This window comes from Mucilaginibacter sp. OK098 (genome assembly GCF_900142915.1).
Taxonomy (GTDB): Bacteria; Bacteroidota; Bacteroidia; order Sphingobacteriales; family Sphingobacteriaceae; genus Mucilaginibacter.
Genome location: NZ_FRCM01000001.1, coordinates 704,989 through 727,570, shown reverse-complemented (window position 1 = coordinate 727,570; position 22,582 = coordinate 704,989). Strand labels below are relative to the sequence as shown.

Here is a 22,582-nt window from a genome sequence, read left to right as displayed (position 1 = left end):
TGTTGGAAAGATCTATAGACTATGTGAATTGAATATAAACAAATAATTAATAGTTAATATGTTTCTTTATAATTTCTTTCCATAATTTGTATCCATTTTCACTTAAATGCAAACCATCATTCAGAAAATATTCTTTTTTCAAACGACCTGCAGGATCAATCATTTCTTTAAACACATTAATAAAATGCCAATTATCGTTACGCGTAATAATCTCCGTTTCAATTAAATTATTGGTGTATTTAAATTGATCAACCATTTGCCAGCGACTAATACTTGGTTTCAATGAAACAAAATAACAAGGCAGGTCGCCAAAGCGTTTATTTATTTTTACAACCAGCTGCTGAAAAAAAATAAAAACTTCTTCGGGGTGTCTCCCATCGCCTAAGTCATTATCGCCGGCATAAATTATAATTCTTTTTGGGTGATAAGGGATCATCACCCTTTCAAAAAACCATACACATGCCGCCAGTGTTGAACCTCCAAAACCCAGGTTAACAGGTTTCAGCTCTTTAAAATCTTCATTAAGGCTTGTCCATAAACGAATTGAAGAGCTGCCATAAAAAACCGTTTCGACTTCATTCGCTGTTTTCGTATAATCTTTTTCAAGACGCTTAATCTCCTCTTCGTACCAATACATTCAACTTTTTTATAAGATTATACAATTAAACTAAGACCAGGGAACATATTACCATTAATTTCTAAATGGTAACTACCTCAAACCTAAAATATTCTTGCTTATTCTATATAAAAAAGTTGCAATTTGTTTAAGTCCTTTCAAAAAACCTTAATAACCTCTCCGGTAAGGGCCCCTAAAACACTTTTGATATACGCCTGCGCTACCCTATCCATCTTAACCGGGATATGACCTGCAAAATACGGGAAGTAATCGGGCGATTCTTCAAAAACTCCGGGACTTATCGCATTGATCCGCACACTATTATCAAGTTCAATCGCTGCGGCTTTAACAAAAGCATTAATGGCCCCGTTAACCGCGCTTAAATTAGCCCCTAGCACAATAGGGTCTTCACTCAATATGCCTGATGTTAAAGTAAATGATCCTTTAGGGTTTATATGATGCTGACCGATTAAAACCAGATTGATCTGCCCCATCAGCTTACTATCTATTCCTTTCCTGAAATCAGCATCCTTCATGGTATTTAAAGGGCCAAAATGTGCGCTTCCGGTTGCGCTAACCAGGGCGTCAAATTTGCCGGTTTGTTCAAAAAAACGCTCAATGGAATCCGGGGAGGTAATATCAACCTGCAAATCACCGCTTTTTGAGCCTGCCTTTATTACTTCATGGTCTTTCTGTAATGCCTTGGTTATATGCTTTCCGATGGTGCCTGTTGCGCCGATGATGATTATTTTCATTTATATTGGGTTTAATTTTTATGCTGTTCAAATACTTCCTTTGCATGGGCTAGTGCATTGCTTACAGCAGCTCCGCCTGCATAAAAGGTCATCTGTAAAATTACTTCAACAATTTGTTGTTTGCTAGCGCCAAGTTTCACCGCAGCGTCAATATGTGCTTTTAATTGCGGCACGGTATGGCCAAGCGTGGTGCATGATGCAATAAGCAAGTACTCGCGGGTTAGCAGATCAAGCCCCGGACGGGCCATTATCCCCTGCATGGCCCACTCAATGGTCATATCTACAAAGTCCGGACAAATATCTTTCAAATTATTAACCAATTGTTCACCTGCTTGTCCGCCATGCAGTTGATTTAGAAGCGCAAGGCCTTTTTGATAAGTTTCTGTTTTATGATTTTCCATAGCTTTTTTTGACAAACATAAATCAATACTTTACTTTTATCAAGTAATTACCTTTTTGTCAAGTATTGACAGAAAAGTAATAATTATTGAATATCAGCATGATAGAAACAGAAATAATTGGAAAAAAATATGAACAGGCCTGCGACTGCCCCATAACTGCAGCCGTTAATGTTATTGGGGGCAAGTGGAAACCTATCATTATCTGGATTTTGATGACTGGGTCAAGGCGGTTCGGCGAGTTGCATAAATCTATCCCGGGCATTGCCTTAAAGGTTTTATCAAGGCATTTAAAAGAACTGGAAGCTGATGGCGTTATTACCCGGAAAGCCTATCCGGAAGTTCCACCAAGGGTTGAATATACCTTAACAGAAAAAGGCAGGGCACTTAACGGGATAATGGACCTTTTAGTGGGTTGGAGCAGGGAGTATGTTATGGAAGCCAGATAAACTACTTTTTATTTATTTTTCTTCCATTCGGCAATTGCCTTTTCAAAAAAATATTGAGTTTCCTCGCTACTGGCATCAACATAAACTTTAAACTTCTGGCCATTGTTTTTATAAACTTCCAGGTAGGAAGAATGGTTTGCCTCTTTTATTAAATGGGGAACTATAGAATCTATTTCTTTATAAAAAGCAAACTTAATAAAGGAGTTTTCTTTATGCTTTCCGTCAATCCAGTAAGCAGCAATCCTTTTATCGGTAAAAAAATTCCCTGATACCTTCATTCTGCCCTGCGAAACAAAAAGCACAATTCGTTCATCACCTGGTAAAATCCCAAGCGATTTGATATAATCAATATGATTCCTGGAAATATCTGCACCTTTTTTAATCCCCGAAAGGCATGATGAAAAAAGAAATACAACAAGTATACTGAATGTGATCTTTAATATTTTCATGGCAATAAGGAAACCGCTTTATTTACTTACTAAATTTAGTAAATCTAAATTAATTCACTAATTAAAGTATTAAAATAAGCAGGTGTATCCAATAACCTGCTGCCATACCATGAAAACATTTCACCATCAACCAGCTTAATTACTGCATTTGGTATTATTGCTTTAAGCTCCACTATGTGTTTTTCTTTAAAAGGATAAGGCTCTGATGAAAGCAGGATAACATCCGGTTTAGCTTCACGCAATAATAAAGCATCAATTTCAGGATATCTTTCCTTTTCAAATGCATTTACTAACCCGCATTTTTGCAGCATATCATCAATAAAAGTATTTTTCCCTGCAACCATGTAAGGTTTTCGCCATATAAAATAGGCTACATGCAGATCTAATGGTGCAAGTTTTAACTCATTAAATTTGAGGCTGATGTTATTATTAAGCGCTAAAGCTTCCTTGTGCTTACCAACTAATGCGCCCACCCCCGCTATCATTTGAAGCGCTCCGTCAAGATCACTTATATCGCTTATCCAAACCGGGAAATGCTGCATCAGCTCTTCCAACTGGCTGCGTTCATTCTCTTCTTTATTGGCGATGATAAGGTCGGGTTTTAAAGAAATAATTTTGGCAATATCCAGCTGTTTGGTGCCGCCAATCTTTGTGGTCGATTTAAATTTATCAGCAGGATGGATACAAAATTTGGTTATGCCAATAATTTCCTCATCCAACCCTAAATAAAACAGCAATTCCGTTTGCGACGGCACCACTGAAATTATTCTTTTTGGTACCGATGGCAGGTTTACTCCCCTATTGAGCTGATCGTAAAATACAGGCATTTTTTGGATTGATTGAGTTAGATTAAGTTCATTAAGTTGGATTGGGTTAGATTGAGTTAAAAATAGCACATCTTAGTTTTTTAAAACGTTCCAACCTTGCAACAACTTAATCAACCTAATCCAACTCACTCAACTCAATCAACTATTATAGATCTGATAAACCCCGCTCACAAACCTATCATCTGATGATCCGACCAGTACCGTTGTGATCTTTTTTTCTATCATTAACTGCTCGGCCTGGTTTATAAACTCATCTTCATGAATAAACACAGGGGTTTTGGTCATCATGCCTTCAATGGTAAGCTGCGCGGTATCCGGGTTTTTAAATAAGGCGCGCCTTAAGTCGCCATCGGTAACTATTCCATTTACATTATTGGCATCTCCTACTATAACCATCCCTAAACGTCCTTCTGACATTTTGAGCAATAACTCGGTAAATGATGCATCAACGGTTATAAAAGGTAATTTATCGGTCCGCATCAGGTCCTTAACCCTTATCAGCAATTTACGCCCAAGGCTGCCGCCAGGATGAAAACGTGCAAAATCTTCATGCTGAAACTGGCGCGATTCCATCAAGGCAACCGCCAGTGCATCACCCATAACCAGTGCGGCCGTGGTTGATGATGTTGGCGCCAGCGCCAATGGACAAGCCTCCTGCTTGATACAAATATTAAGGTGATAGTGGCTGTTTTTTGCAACCGTTGATTTAGGATTACCCGTTATAGCAATAATGGTATTTTTATTCCACTCCAAAAAAGGGATCAGCTTTAATACCTCGTCTGTCTCCCCCGAGTACGAGATCAGGATCACCATATCATCGGTGCCCACCATCCCTAAATCACCATGAAAAGCCTCCCCAGGATGCAAAAAAAAGCTGGGCGTGCCTGTGCTGGCAAAAGTAGCCGCTATCTTTTTCCCGATGATCCCCGATTTACCAATGCCGATAACAATAAGCTTACCCGCGTTTTTCAATATCGCCTCAACCACCCTGGTAAACTCGTCATCAATGGAATCAGCAACAAATTGCAGTGAAGCTATCTCGGTATCAAAAACTCTTTTGGCAATATCTTTCATACTTAACTTACAAGAGGCGCCATTACTTTATCCAAATCCTGTAATTTTACCATGTTAGGCCCATCGCTCAACGCGTTGTCCGGGTCTGGGTGGATCTCCATAAAATAGCCGTCAGCGCCAAAGGCTTTTGCCGCAAGGGCCATCATAGGTACAAAAGTACGGTCGCCACCGGTTTTGCCACCTGCGCCGCCCGGCCGCTGTACCGAATGTGTACAATCCATGCAAACCGGATGGCCGATTTTTTTCATATCATAAATATTCCTGAAATCAACCGCCAGGTTATTATAGCCATACATGTTGCCACGCTCGGTTAATATTACCTGTGTATTGCCGGCCTCAATAACCTTTTGAGCCGGGTAAAACATATCCTGTCCCGACAGAAATTGCGCTTTTTTTATATTAACTATCTTCCCGGTTTTAGCAGCAGCCACCAGCAGATCAGTTTGACGGCATAAAAACGCCGGGATCTGTAGTATGTCAACCACCTCGCCTACAATAGCGGCCTGGTAGCTTTCATGAATGTCAGTTATAAGCGGCAAACCAAAACGTTCCTTTACTTTCAACAGCATTTCCATACCTTTTTCAAGTCCCGGCCCGCGGTATGAATGAATAGAGGTACGATTTGCCTTATCAAACGATGATTTAAAAACAACAGGCACATTATACTTCTGCCCTGCTTCGGCAACCTTTTCGGCCACGGTGTATAAAAGCTCCTGGTTTTCCATTACGCATGGGCCCAGTATAAAGAACGGCTTCTGCCGCATTTGGTCAAATAACATAAACTTGGAATATAATTGCCAAAGATAATTCTTTTTTTTAGTCCGAAAGTCGGAAAGTCCGGAAGTCCCGAAAGACGCTGCAATTAGTTCTGCCGGATGTAAAATTCGTATAAAATTCACCTTTTCTGCTTCCGGACTTTCCGACTTCCGGACTTTCGGACTAACTTTACCCCATGAATTACTTTGAGTTTTACGGTATTCCTGAATCGTTTACACCAGATGTTGCTTTGCTAAAGAAGAAATTTTATGAGCTAAGCAAAAAATATCACCCCGATTTTCATGCCAACGAGAGTGATGAAAAACAACAGGAGATCTTAGAGCTTTCCACCCTAAATAACAAGGCCCATCAAACGCTTTCAGACCCCTATAAGCGGCTCGAATACATTTTACGTACCCATAATTTGTTGGAAGATGGTGCAAAACCACAGCTTCCTTCAGATTTTTTAATGGAAATGATGGATCTTAACGAGCGGCTGATGGAAGTGGACGACGCCAATGAGCTTGGCCACATCACCGCAGAAGTGCTTGCTATTGAGGGAGATATTGACGAAAGTATTGCAGGGTTTACTGCCGGTTATGAGCAATTGGATGATACCGCAAAGGAAGACCGTTTAAATAAAATAGCAGATTGTTATTTTAGACAAAAATATCTGTTGCGTATTAAAGAGAGTTTGAATACATTTGCATCCCGATTCTGAACGACTAATCCACCGTTCATGTCTTAAAAAATGCCCAGATGGCGGAATCGGTAGACGCGCTGGTCTCAAACACCTGTGGTCGCAAGGCCGTGCCGGTTCGACCCCGGCTCTGGGTACAGGAAAAGTTTAGGTACTACCTAACTTTACTGTAATAATTAAAAACCCTCTTTACGGTTAAGTAGAGAGGGTTTTTTGTTTGAAGTTGTTTGATTTGAGGGATAGTATCTTTTTTTAATGAAATTTGATGTTCTCTATTCCATTATACAAGAGCTATTCGGGCAAAGGATATGCCTTAGTTTGTTATATAAGGTTCTCAGATTAACTAACTACTTATCAATTATTTTAAAAATTAAAATGAAGGATTTTATATAAACTCTGCCAGTAAGTAATACTTATTACCAACTAATGGGTTATCAATAATATATAGATTAACACATAAAGAATCTACAATTCTCTACAAGCTTATGTATTTCATCATCATTGAGAACAGAACATTCTCTACTATGCAAAAGAGGTAAATTTAATGGTCAAACGTGTTTATCGAAAAGGTCTGGAGTTTAATTGTACAAGAAGTCCTATGGAGCGGCGTATCGTGGTCCACCACACAGGCATTTAGCACCCCCATGACTTCATTTTTCCTATAAGACCATCTAATGGCGGCTATATAACATTTTGCCAGCTATCGGAAAGTCATCTATGCCTTCAGGCTTTAAATAAATCGGCACCAGATCGCCGCCGCCCTTTTTGTAGACGTAGACGATCCGGAATGGGTAAAAGCCTTTTTGTAAAGGCAATAGATAAAATTCTCCGTTTTCGGGTACAAAATGTTCACCGAGCAATTGAGTATCCCCAATAAATACTTTCGAGTACTCATTTCCATCCCCCATTTCAAAGATATGATAACCATTCCTGGTTATTTCCAGGTGTCCATCCAGCACACAAACAAAACTCTTTTGCTTGCCGAAATGGTTGACATCAAAGTCTTTGCCGGCAAACCCGGCTTGAGTTGGTCTTAATTTCTTAAGGTCAGGCAACTTGTCCCATTCCCCTTCATAATAAGTGTATTGTAAACCACCCGGCTGAACATTTTTAGGTCTCGCCATGGCTGGTAAAATCTCCCCGGTAAGGAAATATCCACTGTCCGTCTTATTATATTCATCGCGCATACCAAAAGATTTAACCCGGAGTTTAGTATTGTCGCTCAAACTTAGCAGAGTGATTTCCCCTGCCAGTTTAGGGGAAGAACGAACCGGAGCTGAACCATCAACAGTATAATGTATGTAAAGCTCAGGCACTAAATTAAAGCAAAGTAGTTGAAACGGTTTATCCTTAATGACCCGACCATAGCGGGGCTTAATAAAAATAGTTCTGGATGTGTTATAGCCCCCCGTTGAGGCGTAAAATCCGCCGTACGAATATTTCATCCCCTCATAAAAACCTTTAAAATTGGTGGAGTAGTGACTTTCATTGGGATAAGCCGTGCATTTCCAGTCCAACCCAACCGGAGTCTTCTCCTGGAGAAGGGAATCCATCCCGAAGGTTCCCATGAAATGATAAGGGTTACCCTGACGCCCGGCAATCCACAGGGTGTTATGAAAATTTTTAACACTATCCAGTTTCGTTACGGCAAGTTTATGCATGTAAAAGTTGTCCCACCACAGGCTTGGGTCAACGGCAACATAAGAGGTAAAAAGCATCGGTTCGTTTAAAAAAGCATACATAACAAACAGCCCCCCTAATGATCCCCCATAAAGCGTATGGCCTCCCGGCTTTGCATGGTATTTGACGGATATATAAGGCATCAGCTCCTCCTTAAAAAAAGCGAGGAAATTTTTAGCACCGCCGGAAACGGGGTTGGTACGGGTCGGAGTGAAATCCCGGTCGCGGAGATTCACATCGCCATGAAAGGTGTCTTCCACGCCGATCATGATCATATTTTTGGGGATAAATCCTTCCCCCTGCAAAAAGTTCCACTCCATTTGTATAAAGGTGCTGGTACCGTCCAGCACATAGATGATCTCATATTGTTCCGATGAGCCGGGGAGGTAATCGCCAGGAAAAATTACCTGCAGAGGTCTTTTTTCCTGCAGTATCTTGGAATAAAGAGTATCGTGGCGGATCAACGTGTCCTGTGCCCGGGATTTATAGCAGAGCAGTAATACACAGATCACGGTGGAGAGAAGAAGAATTATTTTATTTTTCATCATGATTGATAATGTTTATTGGTAAAAATATCAGCTGCCTTAAAAACAGTTCAACCCTCCGTTATTATTTTTAATGTTTTAACCGGAGTTCAACAAAGGGCTTTGGTAACAAATATAAAATCGGTGCTGACAAAAACCTGTTCAAGTTTGTTCAAGTTTTGTTCAATCACTATCTTCTTAATAATCAATAATTTAACTATCAAAAGATCTGCCTTGATAAACCACAATAAAATGCGGAAGCAAGAAACAAAACCGCGGAGAGGATAAGCACTATTTTACAGCCATATTTATCGCTTAATTTACCAGAAATGCTTACCCCTATAATACAGCCAAGTAAGGCGCAGCTTACAAACCAGCCTTCGTAATTTGCATCAAGGTTAAAATCGTGTTTTACCAGGCTAACCGTGCCTGAAATTACGGCTGTATCAAACCCGAATAAAAAGCCGCCAAGCGCTGCTACCAGGCAAACCAGGTACAGGTAAGTATTGCTCTTTTTTGTTAGAGTATTTATTGTTGCCGTGCTCATCGGGTTATTTTAAAAATGCTTTAATAACTTTTGCCAGTCTGTTCTTAGATTCCATATCATTGGTTTCACGCAATGCTTTAGAAGAATTAGCAATCCTGGCGTTACTAGCCCAAACAAGTTTATTTTGTGGTTATTTTAACTAGATCCTGATTTATTAACCCTCAGGCAGTTACCCTAAAAAGTCAATGGCAGGAGGGCTCCTGCCATTGACTTTAACTATAAATGAAATTGGTCAAATTAGCAATACCTTAAAAATACAAGGTGTCAGTAACCAGGGTTTTGTTTTATAGCGTTATTGCTTTTTTTAATTTCAACGTTTGGAATAGGGAATAAGTAATAATAATCCCCTTTCCATGCTGTTCTTACTTCAGCTTCAGGAATCACGCCAAAAGTAAATGCTAGCTTTCCTAATAAATCTCCTGGATGAGCGCCTGTCCAGTCCATAGTCACTTTGGTTAGCCCCATAACTGGAATGTCCACATGTCCAGGCGCTGCCTTCCAACGCATAAGATCAAAGAAACGTGAATCTTCCAGGAGTAATTCTATAGCCCTTTCGTTTCTATAATCTTTAACCAAATCCGCACCAGAGCTTGTTATATCTGGCATATTAACCGATGGCCTTTTCCTAACCATATTAATATACTGGCGTGCCAAAGGTTCATTACCTAAAGCTATTTGGATTTCGGCATAGTTTAAATAAAATTCTGATACTCTCATGAAAGCAACTACTTGAGCGTAGTCATAATCAAAACTGGCACGAGGCCCACTAAAATCAGTTAGCTTTTTAAAAGTATATCCTGTTTCAACTCTCCAGTGAAACGGTGTTAACCCTTTTACCCAGTATGTTTTGGAATCCCTGCCAAAATCAAATAGATCTTGCCCATTAAGAGGATCTACCTTATTAGGGTTTAAGTAAGGAGCGGCATTATCAGGATTAGGATTTGCATCTTCCCAATATTCATAAGTCCTTACGGTACTCTTAGCTCCATCATTGATGGTTACTGGCTTACAACCAGGATAAATAATATCAGTATAATATCGTGGGTCTCTATTAACATTTGGATTTTGCGGGTCATATCCTGAGGCAGAATTTACGGTTATGCCGTCATCCTGGTAAGGATATTTTCCATTTGTAAGTTGAAACATATTAATTAATGTCTGCGTTGGCTCAAGCCGTTGCCTGGCATCAAACCCACAAGGCCAATAATCGTAATTATAGCCCCAATCGGGTATCCTGTTTCCGGGAGTAAAAGATTTACCAAAAATAATTTCATCCGTTTTTACTGGTTTTACAAACAGGTCTTCCAACGTAGGATGCAAGGTAAATCCGGCATCAATTACAGCTTTGGTAGCTACTTCAGCTGCCTGCCATTTTGATTTATCGTTTGAAGGATTGTTCAACGGACTTGCCATATACAGCAACATTCTGGCTTTCAAAGCCAGAGCAACCGCTTTGCTAATTTTTCCGGGAGAAGGTGTAATGCCATCCAATAAACTAATTGATTGGTCGCATTCATCTAATACAAATTTTGCGCATTCATCATAGGTATTTCTGGGCTTATCAAAACTCTTATCATTTAATGCAAAGCTGCTTGTAATTATCGGCACTCCTCCATAAGTTCGCATCAATTCAAAATACATCCAGGCCCGTATACAATGTACTTCTCCTTTCATTGGATTAAGTTTATCAGGACTAATAGCGGAATTGCCAGTTTTTTCAAAGAAAATATTAGCTTTCCTGATATAGCCATATTCTTCATTCCAAATATTAGTAAGATCTGTAACATTATCCGGAGAAAGAATTCCCTGCAAATATTCACGAACCCCCGCAGCTCTGTCATGTGTTTCGGGTTGATCAACTGCGACATCTGTCAATGTTTCAAAACCACCGCTTCCCGGGCTCCATGGTGGTTTTATGCCATTATACACATTATACACATAGTTTTGAAGAAATGTAGGGTCGTTAAAAACGGCATCGTCGGATATTGCATCTAATGGCTTTTTATCCAATAGCTTTTTACACGAAGCGATAGCGGCTATAAAGGATATTATCAATATGACAAAGCCTTTCTTAGCTATTTTATTATTAAATATTAAATATTTCATATGTTTTTTATTTAGAAAGTAAGATTAAGTCCAGCATTAAAAATTTTCATATTTGGATAACCTCCTCCATTTCCATATAAGAATTCTGGATCGCCGGCGCCATATTTTTTAAGATTGTTCACCAGCATAAACAAGTTATTACCTGACACATAAAATCTTAACGAGGAAATTTTAAGCCTGGAAACTAAACTCTTTGGAAGGGTGTACCCCATTTCAAGCGACTTTAAACGCAACCAGGTTGAAGTATGGTAGTAAAAATCAGCATCCGCCCCTTCTGTACCTACCGGTTCAATCCTTGGAAGTACTGAATTAGGATTTGATAATGAATAACTGTTATTAGCTACGTATTCAAGCCCGTTACCACCTGCACCAGAATTAAATCCATTGCTTAAACGCCATTTGGCGCCGCTTTGTCCTTGTAATAATATGCTCAAGTCAAAGCTTTGGTAATCTAATCCGATGTTTAATCCAAATTGCATTTTAGGAACCGCTACTCTGCCTTGACCAGTAGTAGGGTCAGCAGGAATCGAACCCGCGTCATACCTATACTGGTCATTTGCATCAATTTTACCGTCATGGTTTAAATCTGCAAAAATCAACCCGCCTAATGTTGCACCCGGGTAGCTCGTATTACTAGTCAGGTCTGCTGCGGTTCTGTAGATACCAATAGCCTTGTATACCAAAATAGAGCCAATGGGATGTCCTTCTGCTTTCTGATAGGGTTCTGATTGGGGTGTTTCGTCGAAATACACCACTTTATTTGCATTAAATGACACATTCCCGCTAACATTAAGATTCACTTTCCCTATACTCTGCCTGTATCCTGCCTGAAATTCAATTCCATGGCTTTCCATTTTACCGATGTTCTCATCCGGTAGTACCAATCCTGTATATCCCGGAATTGATGCTTGTCTTTGACCCAGGATATGTGAAGTTGCACTTTTATAAAGATCTATTTCAAAGGTTAACCTATTCTGTAAAAACCCGGCTTCCAAACCTAAATCCGTTTTTTCACTTACTTCCCAGGTAATGTTAGGGTTGGGTGTTGATGTAGCCGCAATACCCCGCGCATCTACTCCGTTAACAACCCATCCAGGAACTGTGCTGACATTGCCCTGTGGATCTTTAATAGTATAACCATACGCACCGATATACTGGAAAGGGTTTACCCTGTCGTTACCTAACTTGCCCCATGAAGCCCTTATTTTTAAGTTGCTAAACAGATCCTTCGGCATAAATGATTCTTCGCTAATTACCCATGCTGCAGAAGCCTGCGGGAAAAACCCAAACCGGGTTGCCTGAGGGAAGATAGGTGAACCATCATACCTGGCGCTGAATCCAAGGAGGTACTTACTCTTATATGCATAATTTACACGTCCAAAATAATTTTGCCTGGCAGATTCCGTAGCGCTGCCACTGTTACTTCCATTTGCAGGGGTTGGGCTACCGGCAAAAAGTTGATCAATTAGCGGAGAATCGAATCCAAGGCGTTGTGCATAGAAATTGTTATCCTTATACGTCATTTGCTCATAGGAAACAAATGCGTTAATTTTATGGTCTTCATTTATAGTAGTATTATAAGAAAGTTTTAGGTTTTCAGTACTTCTGAAACTTTGAGCAAAATCCTCTCTCAATCCAATATCTTCTACTGATCTTGATGGTACCTTTACAATATCTCCTGCTGCGTTTTTTTCAAAATAAAACCATGTATAGTTAAAAGCTTTATTATAGTTCATCGTTTTATCCATAGAGGCAAAACCATCTAAAGCCAACCCTTTTACAAAGGGCATGTTGTATTTGAACTTAAGCGTGCCGCTGTAAACATCGGCTTGATACTTACGGTAACCCGGGCTTAGAATTCTTGCCGCCGGATTTAATTGCGACCATCCTATGGCCGGATAACGATAATCCCCACCCAGATAAGCTTCTTGTAATGGACTGGTATTTGCAAGGTATCCAATTTCTCCGCCGGGGCCGCCTTGAGGGGTCTGAGTATCTTTTTCTCTTAATGCAAGATCGAGCCCTACATCAAAATTATCTGTAACCGATACGTCCAGGTTATTCCTAATATTGTATTGATTAAGTTTTGATTTATTATCGCCACGAAGAATCGCCCCTTGCGCAGCTGTACCAATTGAAGTAAAATATTTTATTTTTTCAGAACCGCCCCGCATTGTTAGAGATTGCCTGGATTGATTGGCAGGGGGGCCAATCAATGCATTCCACCAGTTTTCTCCCCTTCTTGTTCCATCAGTAAAGGCCTGAACCAATGCATCCGGAAAGTCAGGAGGTGTGCCTTCTAATGTTCTTCTATCATTAAGAACTTTCATATATTCAAGTGCATTGGCAGACCTAACTTTCATTGTTGGGGATTGATCTGAAAAGTTAGTGCTAAAATCAAAAGATGGCTTCCCGGTTTTACCCCGTTTGGTAGTTACTAAGATAACGCCACCCGCCGACTGTGCACCATAAATAGCAGCAGAAGCGTCTTTCAGCACAGAAATAGATGCTATATCATGCGGATCCAAACGGTTAAGCCCATCAGGATCTGCATTTGCCACCCCATCAATAACTATTAATGCGGAGCTATTCCGGTAGGTATTATATCCTCTAACCAAAATTTGTGCATCATCAAAACCCGGGGCAGCGCTTGTTTGATTTACATATAATCCTGGCAATCTGCCCGATAAGGAATTAGACAGGGACAATTCGTTTGATTTCGTAAGCTCCTTACCTGTTGTTTGTACAACGGCATTGGTAAGCTCCGATTTTTTTTGAGTACCATACCCAACAACAACTACCTCGTCAAGCTTTTTTAAATTTACTTCCATCTTTATGTTAATAACAGATGAAGAACCTACTGTTATTTCTTTGTTCAAATACCCGATATAAGAAGCTACCAGAATACTGCTTTCATCCTTCACTTTAATGGTGTAATTTCCATCATGATCGCTAATGGAACCATTCTTAGTACCTTTTTCCAGAATACTGGCCCCTGGAATCCCAAGTCCATTTTCATCTGTTATTTTTCCTGTAATAGTTATACTTTGGAAATTGCTCGTTCCATATTCACTAATATCAAGGGCTTTTCCCGCATTATTTATTCGGGGAGGAGGAGTATTTGCCCATACTTCCGGGCAAAAAAAACAGGTTAAAACAAACCCACAAATAGTGAATTTAGTTATATACCTAATATAGTGTAGTAATTTATATTTCATAATTGGCAATTAATGGTTGATAAAAATTAAACTTGAGTTCCATAATTCTTTGTTGCGACCCACACAACAAGAACCTTTAAATAAAAGGTTTGATCCTTTTCTAAGGGCTGTTTATTTTTTCCATATTTTTAGTTTGCTGCCTAACCAGCAAGATTTAAATGTTTATTTTTTTCAATAAAAAACGGAACTACATAGTTTATTGAAAATATAGGTGCAATATTATTTAAATGTAATTATGTATATACATAATATATAAAAGTAAAATTTTACTCCTCTGGGGGCATGAGATGCATATCTAAAGAAGAAAAAATTTTAAGGCTTAATAATTATCTGATTTTCAGTTTTTGAAAACTAAAATAATTTAATTAAAATATAAATGTAATTTTGTACATATGTAATTATGTACATACATTAATATCAAATGTAAAAAAAAATAATTATAACTCACAAATTTTTTTTATTCAGGAATTTGGTATGTATTAGGGGGAATAGGAATATTTTATATTTAATAAAATGCTGATTTTCAATTTTTTGAAAAAAAACAATTAATACTTATATAAAATACAAAAAATATTTTCGGGTTTTGCCAGTTTCACTGAAACCAGCAACCGCTTCAAAATAATAAAACCTGCTGGCAGCTTCATATTATTTTTTTGTATTAAGATAAAAAATAATATGAGAGGTAGCACAAAACACAATAGTGCTGATATTTTTTTCCGATACTTTATTTTAAAATGATACGCATATGAAATCTGTTCTTAACATTCTTTTTTTTGCAACCATTTCCTTGTTTTTTTTCTCTTGCAAGCAAAACCCTCAGCTTTTTCAATTAATATCTTCGGAGCATTCCGGAATTCATTTTAATAATAAGATAGTTGAGAGTGATTCCATCAATCCTATTGATGTAACAAATATGTACAACGGAGGCGGTGTAGGTGTAGGTGATTTTAATAATGATGGTTTACAAGACATCTACTTTACCGGAAACATAGTATCTAATAAATTATATTTAAACAAAGGGAACTTGCAATTTGAGGATATTACAAAAAGTGCGGGGGTAAGCGGGGATGGTAAATGGTGCAAAGGTGTAACTGTTATAGATATTAATAATGACGGATGGATGGATATCTACGTTTGCGCATCCATGGATAAAAACCCGGAAAAGAGAAAAAACCTTCTTTACATTAACCAGGGCCTGGATAAAAACGGGCTGCCATATTTTAAAGAAATGGCTGCAGAATATGGATTAGATGATACTACGCATTCAACCATGGCCACCTTTTTTGATTATGATAACGATGGCGATTTGGATATGTACCTGGTAGTAAATCAGATCCCTCCAAACGTAAATCCATCAATTTTTAGACCTAAAGTTACAGATGGCTCTTTTCCAAGTACGGGCCGGTTATATAGAAATGACTGGAATACTAAGCTCAAACATCCTGTATTTACAAATGTTACCAAGCAGGCTGGGCTTACCATTGAAGGTTACGGCCATGGAGTAACTATTGCAGACATTAATAAAGATGGATGGAAAGATATTTTTGTGACCAATGATTTTATCTCAAACGACCTACTTTATATAAATAATCATGATGGAACTTTTACAGAAAAAGCGGCATCCTATTTTAAACATACTTCTGCAAATGGAATGGGGCAAGATGTGATAGATATTAATAACGATGGCCTATCTGATGTAATAGAACTAGATATGAACCCCGAAGATAATTATCGCAAAAAAATGATGCTGAGTTCAAGTAGCTATCAGGCATTTCAACTCAACGATTTTTTTAAATACCAATACCAGTATGTAAGAAATACCATACAGATTAACCAGGGCCCAAGAGTAAATTCAAACGATTCAATTGGCGATCCGATTTTTAGTGATGTTGGGTACTTTTCAGGTATGTCAGCAACGGATTGGAGCTGGAGTCCATTAGTTGCTGATTTTGACAATGACGGCTTTCGCGATGTAATTATTACCAACGGCTTTCCGAAAGATATAACGGATCACGATTTTATTACTTTTCGGAAGGATGCTTCGCCCATTATCCCAATGTCTTATACTTTGAAGCAAATACCGGAAGTAAAGCTGCACAATTACGCTTTTCATAATAATGGAAATTTAACCTTTGACGATGTTTCTAAAGACTGGGGGCTAACCGCCGTTACCTTTTCAAACGGAGCTGTTTATGCTGACTTAGATAATGATGGCGATCTGGATATGATTATTAATAATATCAATGATGAGGCTTCAGTTTATGAGAATACAACGATGGATTCTAAACCGATAAACGAACACTATTTAGATGTTAAACTTATAGGAGATTCTATGAACAGGAATGGGTTGGGAACATGGATAGAGCTATATTATGGTGGTAAGCAACAGGCTTATGAGGAAACACCATATCGTGGCTATTTATCTTCTATACAGTCAAACCCTCACTTTGGACTGGGGAATGTTTCCATTATTGACTCTATGGTTGTAAAATGGCCCAATGGTAAAAAACAGGTTTTACAAAAAGTACACACCAATCAAACAATAAGTGTTTCAAATGCAAATGCAAAGATCAATTATTCATGGGACCATTCAATGATTGCGCCAAACACACTTTTTAAAGAAGTATCTGATTCTTTGAATATTCACTATGCGCATTCCCAGAAAGATTTTATTGATTTTACTATTCAAAAATTACTACCGCATAAGTTTTCAGAATATGGGCCAGCGCTAGCTGCCGGTGACCTGAACGGCGACGGATTGGATGATATTATTGTAAGTGGAAATTCTGACTTTGGGACCACTATCCTATTCCAGCAGGCTAATGGCACTTTTATAAAGAAAGCGCTGCCACAGCAGTCTGAAAAAAGCATATTGCAGTTGCAGGATTTAGGTGTGACCCTATTTGATGCTGATGGCGATGGCGACCTGGATATATTTATAGCCCGTGGTGGTTATGAAAACAAACCTAATTCAGAAGCTTATCAGGATATTCTTTACATTAATGATGGAAAGGGAAATTTTTCAATTGATTCTTTAGCGCTGCCCCGAAATTTCACAAGTAAATCATGTGTGAGGGCAATTGACTATGACAAAGACGGAGACCTTGATCTCTTAATTACCGGAAGGGTTGAACCTTGGAGCTACCCCAAACCGGTATCAAGTTGTATCTACCGGAATGATTCCAAAAATGGTAAAATAAAATTCACCGATGTTACCAGCCAGGTAGCAAAAGACTTAAATAATATTGGCCTGGTATCTGATGCAATGGTTACTGATTTTGATAATGATGGATGGCCTGATCTGGTTTTGGCCGGAGAATGGATGCCCATTACATTTTTGAAAAATGATAAAGGCACTTTTAAAAATGTAACTCCAAAAACGGGCCTGTCAAATCAAATTGGATGGTGGAATAGTATCGCCGCAGGCGATTTTGATAACGATGGAGATATTGATTATATAATAGGAAACCTTGGACAAAATTCTTTTTATAAAGCAAGCCAGCAGTATCCAGTATCAATTTATGCAAAAGATTTTGATAGCAACGGGAGCTACGATGCCTTCCCTTCTTTATTCCTTCCTGCAAGCCAGGAAGACCCGACAAAAAAAGAATTTCCGGCACAAACAAGAGATGACATTGTAAAACAAATGATAGGAATGCGTTCAATATTTCAGAATTATAAATCGTACGCTACTGCTACAATGGATCAACTGTTTTCGAAAGAACAATTAAAAGACGCATTAATATTAAAAGCAAATAATTTCAATTCCTGCTATTGTAGAAATGACGGTAATGGTAAATTTACCCTGATTCCCTTACCTTTTCAGGCTCAACTATCCACTTTAAATGGAATGACTGTAGACGATTTTGATGGTGATGGTAACCTGGATGTGGTAATCAACACAAATGATTACGGAGCCGATGTAACCGTTGGCCGTTACGATGCATTGAATGGGTTGATGCTAAAAGGAGATGGTAAAGGTAATTTTATTCCGCAAACGATTCTTGAAAGTGGCATTTTTATTCCGGGCAATGGCAAGGCATTAATAAAATTTAGGGGTAAAAATGGTAAATATCTGCTGGCCGCCGGGCAAAACCGGGGCCCCCTCAAAGTATTTGAACTTAAAAAAAATACTAACAATATACCTTTGCAGCCCAATGACATAAGTGCTGAAATATCATTTAGAAATGGTAAAAAACAAAGGATGGAATTTTATTATGGCTTTTCTTTTTTGTCACAATCAGCAAGATTTTTGAGCATTGCTAAAAATGTTACATCTGTAATTATTTCCGATAGTAAAGGCAAAACAAGGAAAATGATTTTTTAAGCCATTAAACCGTTTTATATCTATTTATTTTTACAAATTGCAGGATCATCATATAATTCACTATCATTAACTTTGGGTATATCTCTACCTAAAGCTTCCAATTCTTTATCCCCATCGAACAAAAGAGGGAAAAATCGGCTATCCAGAAGTTTATCCTGAGGCATGGCAGGAAAACTTTTCAATGCTTCCAATCTGTCATATCCAGCTGTGTTCCCCAACGTACGATGATCCATAGCATTAATTACCACAGCTCTTCGCGGTTGTTCAGAAAAGTTTTCATACGATCCATGCATGGTTAAGGGGTGGTGAAAGCTCGCATAGCCTCTTGGCAATTCATTTGCTACTTTATGTTCAAAAATATCCAGTTGCTCTTCATTTAAAACTTTTTTTACGGCGTTCATATCTCCCGCTAATCCGGTAACAGGTAATAGCCCCCATTTATGACTACCGGGGATAAAATAAAGGCATCCGTTTTCTTTGCTTGCATCGTCAAGGCCTATCCAGCAGGTAAGGTGATGCATCGGCCTGGTAAAAGTCCAGTAAGAATAATCCTGGTGCCAGGCTACAACGCCACCGTGTTTGGCGGGCTTACAAAATAACTGGTCATGAAAAAGCCTGAATGATTGTCCTAACAACTGATATGTCGCCATACGGTACGCCGGGGACCAGATCAAATCATGAAACCCTGGGGTAACCCGCCAAGCTCCAATAGCGTGAAAGAGCACCTTTGCAGAATCTTCGGATTCATTACTTTCGTAATGATAAAACAATTCCTTCTCTGCTTCACTTAAAGATTGTAGCTTTACAAGTTCCTTATTTAGTATATCCACCTGCCCTTCTGACAGTATCTTAATACCACGAACAAACCCATCCTTTTTAAAAGAGGAGATTTGCTCCTCTGTCAGTATATATTGTTCCCAATCTTTTGCATTCTTTGGTTGTTCAAACATGCTACTGATCGGATTACTATGATCTGCAAGATCAAGAGATGATTTTAAATTTAAGTCTTTCATAATTGCTCATTAAAAAATACTAAGGTCTTAAATATATGTTCTTCCCAATAAGCCAACTCATGGGAAACAAAATATTCCTCATATATATAAGGAATATTTTGTGTAAGCTGGATATTCCGGGATCTTTGACCACCTCGTTCTGGAATATCAAAAATATCATTCCTAAACACTTTGATAATGCTAATACTTTTATGAGCAGAATCAATTTAGTAATCCATCTAACACAAGTACATAAACTTGGAGAACGGAATCATATGGTCAAGTCCTCCGGAATATCCTATCATAACATCGGGCCAGCACCATTCTCCGCCAGTTAAGCTGGTAGCCATAGTAACAATGATGATCTTTTTCCCTTTATGCAACGCCCCAGTCACAGAGCAGCGGCTCTATGTTCGATGGAAGAAATAGTCAGGATAAAACTTGCTGGCGCATAAGCATGTATGAAAAACGTTACCTTATCTTTGGAAACATAAATCGGTTTCCCTGCTACTTCCCCCCGAAGGTTTACGGGAATCATTTTAGTGTAAGTTGAACCTTTAGGCAATGTAACCGTAATATTACCCGATATACCACCCTGCTCCCACAAACGCAAAACAGTTCCCTTACCATCAGGATTTTCGCCGAAAGCGGTTACCAGCACACCGGTTCTTGAAATAGATATACCGGTATTTTTCGCCGCTAATTTCCCTGCAGCGCCTTCAGCTGTTCCTGTTAATAAAGGTACGCGGGCTTCCCACGATTTTTGAATCAGGTTGGGGGCTGTTGGTGTGTTTTTATCAATAGGCCAGATCCGAACTCTTTCACTCCATGATCCGTCTTGCCATAATGCGAAATTTGTGTTCCACATGTTATTATATAGGTTTACAAATACAGAAGGTATTGTGGGTGTATGCTCTAGTGCAAACTCCCACAACCCGGGTTCTCCTAAGCTAATCAAAGGGGAATCCATTGGTGTAAGCCCGGCTCCTGATTTATCTGCCTGAGTAATTGAAACGCCCGAATTTACAGCCATCAGATACCTGTTAGTACCTGAAACAATGTCTGTTACAGGATTTATCGGGCCACCCAAACGGCCAACTGTGAAGTTAGGGTTCTTAACTAAAAAAGGGAAACAAAGCCATCCACCTTCCGGCTGTTTGTCTGCTGTTTTAGATTCTACAGCCCATTCAACATCAACATGAGCATCATTTCGGGGAAAGGTAAACGTTAAAGTATATTTCTTTGCAAAACCTTGTGTTGCAAGTGAGGTCAAAGTAGCTATATCTGCAATCTCTGAATGCGAAACAGATATTTTCCAATCATTTGGGGTAAATGCTACATATGGCGCTTTTTCAGCGTTAATCATTCCGGGCTTTCCCAAATCATTCAGGCCCCAACCCTCTTTTATCCGGCTATAAACATTCCACCATCTATCAACCTCATTGGTGCTGAACCGTTCATGCAAAAACTGGCCAATAACATATTTAGAGGATTTATCAACTAATTCACGCCCTGTTGTCTTTTCTGTTAATGAAGATATCCCTCCCCTGCTTAAATCAAAAACTATTTTAAAGTTAGGGGTGCTGAATACAGGTTGCTCATCATTGGTAACCGCTAATTCTTTTAAATCATTCTGAGAATAGGTAACGTAACCGGATGGTGCAATTTCTTTCACATAAAAAGTTTTTTCTTTTTCCCATGGATTTGCAACTATTCCCGATCTTTTCCATGGCAGCGGATTATAAACTACCAAACGTTTTCCCGCCACGTTTACAGATTTTGCCAATAAATCAAGATGGGTGTTTAATTCATTACTTACAATATCGTTTGTATTACGGATGTATTGCCGTTTTACGTCATACGAATGCAGCCATTTTCTTTTACTCCCTTCTTTTGTGTTTTCCGCATCACTATTTTTAAGTTTTGAATAATCACCATTTTCAGGAACAGGTTCTGCTTCAGCTTCTGCCATCCATTTCTTCCAATCATCGCCGTAGCTAAAACGCGGACCGTATTCGGCATTCATGCCCCAGGTATGTTCAGCATACAAAAGGCTTTGCTCATAAGCTTTTGCCAGTTTTGCCGAAACAGACCCGGCTGGTGTGCCCCAAATTCCCATTTGCGTATTTAGCCCATCAAGCGCAGATTCTAAAGGGCGGATATTTCGCGCAAGCTTTGTTTCCTGCGGATTTGAAAGCAAGCCGTGAATCCAGGTGTCCGGACAATCACCTTTAACAGTAGGCAGGTTAGGTTTCTCGGCTAAAACAGCTTTGGCAAAATCATCAAGGGTTCCAAAATGAATTTTTATACCTGGCAATTCTTTTTTTGCGTAAGCTAACAATTTAGCTATCTCTTTCTCATTTGGTGGTCCATGATTATCACCAGTCATTTGCATTGCTAAATAATTCTTGCTAGGCCAATCTTTTATAGGCTTGATATCCGATCCATACAAAGGAGTATAGTTGCAGAGAATCTTTGAACCATCGGCACCTTCCCACCAGAATAGTGCTGGAAATCGAGGGTACTGACTTGCCGGATTACAACCTAATTGCAGAAACTTTATACCTGCATTGTTTAATAATGTTGGAAGAATCCAGGAATGACTTGGTACATCGGTCATTTTAGCGCTTATCGCCAAAGGCAGTCCATACTTACGCGCAATATTTGACGAGTAACCCAATCCGCGAACCAAATCTTCATAATCCAACGACTCCGTATGCATGGTAAATGGCAGCCCATGAGCAACTATTGAACCGTCTCTTATCGCTTTTTCTATCCTCGCTTTACGTTCAGGAGTTTGCAAAGGCCCTAATATTTGAGCATAAAGGGGCCATCCGGGTACTGTCCAGGCAAAGCGCTTTTCCTGGGGCAATGTTGCGTTTTTCTCTATAACATTTAACGCATTATCCATCATTTCTCCCCTATATCGCGCAAATACATTCTCCGGTAAATCGGTAAAACCCAGGTCAAAGTGGGTTTTAAATACTACCCATATATCGGTTACTTTTGGTGCATCCTTATGATTGACTTTCTTCGGCTGCGCAAATGCCCCTGTTGCAACCGCCATCATCAGATATAAAATCACCAGTTTTAGTTTCATAATTATTAAAGTTCTATTGTAAAAAAATATTTTGTGTTTTATAAACCTCCTATCTGTCCCAGTG

General features: G+C 39.0%; 16 protein-coding genes and 1 tRNA gene. 4 read left to right on the top strand and 13 right to left on the bottom strand.

All coding sequences use genetic code 11. The features are described from left to right. Positions 1–46 precede the first annotated feature (46 nt). The 3 genes from BUE31_RS02975 to BUE31_RS02965 form a co-directional block, all read right to left on the bottom strand. Positions 47–637 (bottom strand): SGNH/GDSL hydrolase family protein, encoded by a 591-nt coding sequence (locus tag BUE31_RS02975; protein ID WP_073400101.1) that lies wholly within the window; start codon positions 635–637, stop codon positions 47–49. Between the two features lie 137 nt (positions 638–774). Beyond that, entirely contained in the window at positions 775–1,371 is a 597-nt protein-coding gene (locus tag BUE31_RS02970) for a short chain dehydrogenase (protein WP_073400100.1), read from the bottom strand. Between the two features lie 11 nt (positions 1,372–1,382). Then, positions 1,383–1,772 carry a carboxymuconolactone decarboxylase family protein gene (locus BUE31_RS02965; RefSeq protein ID WP_073400098.1) on the bottom strand — a complete coding sequence of 130 codons (390 nt, stop codon included), beginning with the start codon at positions 1,770–1,772 and terminating at the stop codon, positions 1,383–1,385. 98 nt (positions 1,773–1,870) lie between these two features. On the opposite strand from BUE31_RS02965, the gene BUE31_RS02960 reads away from it, so the two are divergent. After that, the gene (locus BUE31_RS02960; protein ID WP_073400096.1) at positions 1,871–2,218 is read left to right on the top strand and encodes a winged helix-turn-helix transcriptional regulator; all 348 of its coding nucleotides are present in this window, start codon (positions 1,871–1,873) and stop codon (positions 2,216–2,218) included. An 8-nt stretch (positions 2,219–2,226) separates the two neighbouring features. Here BUE31_RS02960 and BUE31_RS02955 read toward each other — a convergent pair whose 3' ends face one another. From BUE31_RS02955 to kdsA, 4 genes are all read right to left on the bottom strand, one after another. Beyond that, positions 2,227–2,667 (bottom strand): hypothetical protein, encoded by a 441-nt coding sequence (locus BUE31_RS02955; RefSeq protein WP_073400094.1) that lies wholly within the window; start codon positions 2,665–2,667, stop codon positions 2,227–2,229. Positions 2,668–2,711: 44 nt separating this feature from the next. Next, positions 2,712–3,494, bottom strand: a complete 783-nt coding sequence (locus BUE31_RS02950) for a helical backbone metal receptor (protein ID WP_073400093.1) — start codon at positions 3,492–3,494, stop codon at positions 2,712–2,714. A 138-nt stretch (positions 3,495–3,632) separates the two neighbouring features. Continuing rightward, positions 3,633–4,568, bottom strand: a complete 936-nt coding sequence (locus tag BUE31_RS02945; protein ID WP_073400092.1) for a KpsF/GutQ family sugar-phosphate isomerase — start codon at positions 4,566–4,568, stop codon at positions 3,633–3,635. 2 nt (positions 4,569–4,570) lie between these two features. Beyond that, a complete protein-coding gene (gene kdsA / locus BUE31_RS02940) occupies positions 4,571–5,347 on the bottom strand; it encodes a 3-deoxy-8-phosphooctulonate synthase (RefSeq protein ID WP_073400090.1) in 777 nt (258 codons plus the stop codon). A gap of 173 nt (positions 5,348–5,520) precedes the next feature. On the opposite strand from kdsA, the gene hscB reads away from it, so the two are divergent. Both hscB and BUE31_RS02930 read left to right on the top strand, forming a co-directional pair. After that, a complete protein-coding gene (hscB, locus tag BUE31_RS02935; protein ID WP_073400088.1) occupies positions 5,521–6,045 on the top strand; it encodes a Fe-S protein assembly co-chaperone HscB in 525 nt (174 codons plus the stop codon). Positions 6,046–6,077: 32 nt separating this feature from the next. Beyond that, positions 6,078–6,161, top strand: a tRNA-Leu gene (locus BUE31_RS02930). Between the two features lie 534 nt (positions 6,162–6,695). Here the strand turns inward: BUE31_RS02930 and BUE31_RS02925 are convergent. From BUE31_RS02925 to BUE31_RS02910, 4 genes are all read right to left on the bottom strand, one after another. After that, entirely contained in the window at positions 6,696–8,252 is a 1,557-nt protein-coding gene (locus BUE31_RS02925; protein ID WP_083619273.1) for an alpha/beta hydrolase-fold protein, read from the bottom strand. A gap of 196 nt (positions 8,253–8,448) precedes the next feature. Beyond that, positions 8,449–8,775, bottom strand: a complete 327-nt coding sequence (locus BUE31_RS02920; protein WP_073400084.1) for an MFS transporter — start codon at positions 8,773–8,775, stop codon at positions 8,449–8,451. 264 nt (positions 8,776–9,039) lie between these two features. After that, entirely contained in the window at positions 9,040–10,785 is a 1,746-nt protein-coding gene (locus BUE31_RS02915; RefSeq protein ID WP_159440631.1) for a RagB/SusD family nutrient uptake outer membrane protein, read from the bottom strand. Positions 10,786–10,892: 107 nt separating this feature from the next. After that, a complete protein-coding gene (locus tag BUE31_RS02910) occupies positions 10,893–14,099 on the bottom strand; it encodes a SusC/RagA family TonB-linked outer membrane protein (protein WP_073400080.1) in 3,207 nt (1,068 codons plus the stop codon). Between the two features lie 745 nt (positions 14,100–14,844). Here BUE31_RS02910 and BUE31_RS02905 point away from each other — a divergent pair. After that, the gene (locus tag BUE31_RS02905; protein WP_073400078.1) at positions 14,845–18,426 is read left to right on the top strand and encodes a VCBS repeat-containing protein; all 3,582 of its coding nucleotides are present in this window, start codon (positions 14,845–14,847) and stop codon (positions 18,424–18,426) included. 20 nt (positions 18,427–18,446) lie between these two features. Here BUE31_RS02905 and BUE31_RS02900 read toward each other — a convergent pair whose 3' ends face one another. Both BUE31_RS02900 and BUE31_RS02895 read right to left on the bottom strand, forming a co-directional pair. Beyond that, positions 18,447–19,439, bottom strand: coding sequence for a phytanoyl-CoA dioxygenase family protein (locus tag BUE31_RS02900; protein ID WP_073400076.1), 993 nt, complete (start codon positions 19,437–19,439; stop codon positions 18,447–18,449). Positions 19,440–19,809: 370 nt separating this feature from the next. Then, the gene (locus tag BUE31_RS02895; RefSeq protein WP_073400074.1) at positions 19,810–22,518 is read right to left on the bottom strand and encodes a glycoside hydrolase family 38 N-terminal domain-containing protein; all 2,709 of its coding nucleotides are present in this window, start codon (positions 22,516–22,518) and stop codon (positions 19,810–19,812) included. Between the last annotated feature and the right edge of the window lie 64 nt (positions 22,519–22,582).

Coding starts and splice junctions, on each gene's coding strand:
- BUE31_RS02975 (WP_073400101.1), bottom strand. CDS start 637: ATGTATTGGTACGAAGAGGAGATTAAGCGTCTTGAAAAAGATTATACG.
- BUE31_RS02970 (WP_073400100.1), bottom strand. CDS start 1,371: ATGAAAATAATCATCATCGGCGCAACAGGCACCATCGGAAAGCATATA.
- BUE31_RS02965 (WP_073400098.1), bottom strand. CDS start 1,772: ATGGAAAATCATAAAACAGAAACTTATCAAAAAGGCCTTGCGCTTCTA.
- BUE31_RS02960 (WP_073400096.1), top strand. CDS start 1,871: ATGATAGAAACAGAAATAATTGGAAAAAAATATGAACAGGCCTGCGAC.
- BUE31_RS02955 (WP_073400094.1), bottom strand. CDS start 2,667: ATGAAAATATTAAAGATCACATTCAGTATACTTGTTGTATTTCTTTTT.
- BUE31_RS02950 (WP_073400093.1), bottom strand. CDS start 3,494: ATGCCTGTATTTTACGATCAGCTCAATAGGGGAGTAAACCTGCCATCG.
- BUE31_RS02945 (WP_073400092.1), bottom strand. CDS start 4,568: ATGAAAGATATTGCCAAAAGAGTTTTTGATACCGAGATAGCTTCACTG.
- kdsA (WP_073400090.1), bottom strand. CDS start 5,347: ATGTTATTTGACCAAATGCGGCAGAAGCCGTTCTTTATACTGGGCCCA.
- hscB (WP_073400088.1), top strand. CDS start 5,521: ATGAATTACTTTGAGTTTTACGGTATTCCTGAATCGTTTACACCAGAT.
- BUE31_RS02925 (WP_083619273.1), bottom strand. CDS start 8,252: ATGATGAAAAATAAAATAATTCTTCTTCTCTCCACCGTGATCTGTGTA.
- BUE31_RS02920 (WP_073400084.1), bottom strand. CDS start 8,775: ATGAGCACGGCAACAATAAATACTCTAACAAAAAAGAGCAATACTTAC.
- BUE31_RS02910 (WP_073400080.1), bottom strand. CDS start 14,099: ATGAAATATAAATTACTACACTATATTAGGTATATAACTAAATTCACT.
- BUE31_RS02905 (WP_073400078.1), top strand. CDS start 14,845: ATGAAATCTGTTCTTAACATTCTTTTTTTTGCAACCATTTCCTTGTTT.
- BUE31_RS02900 (WP_073400076.1), bottom strand. CDS start 19,439: ATGAAAGACTTAAATTTAAAATCATCTCTTGATCTTGCAGATCATAGT.
- BUE31_RS02895 (WP_073400074.1), bottom strand. CDS start 22,518: ATGAAACTAAAACTGGTGATTTTATATCTGATGATGGCGGTTGCAACA.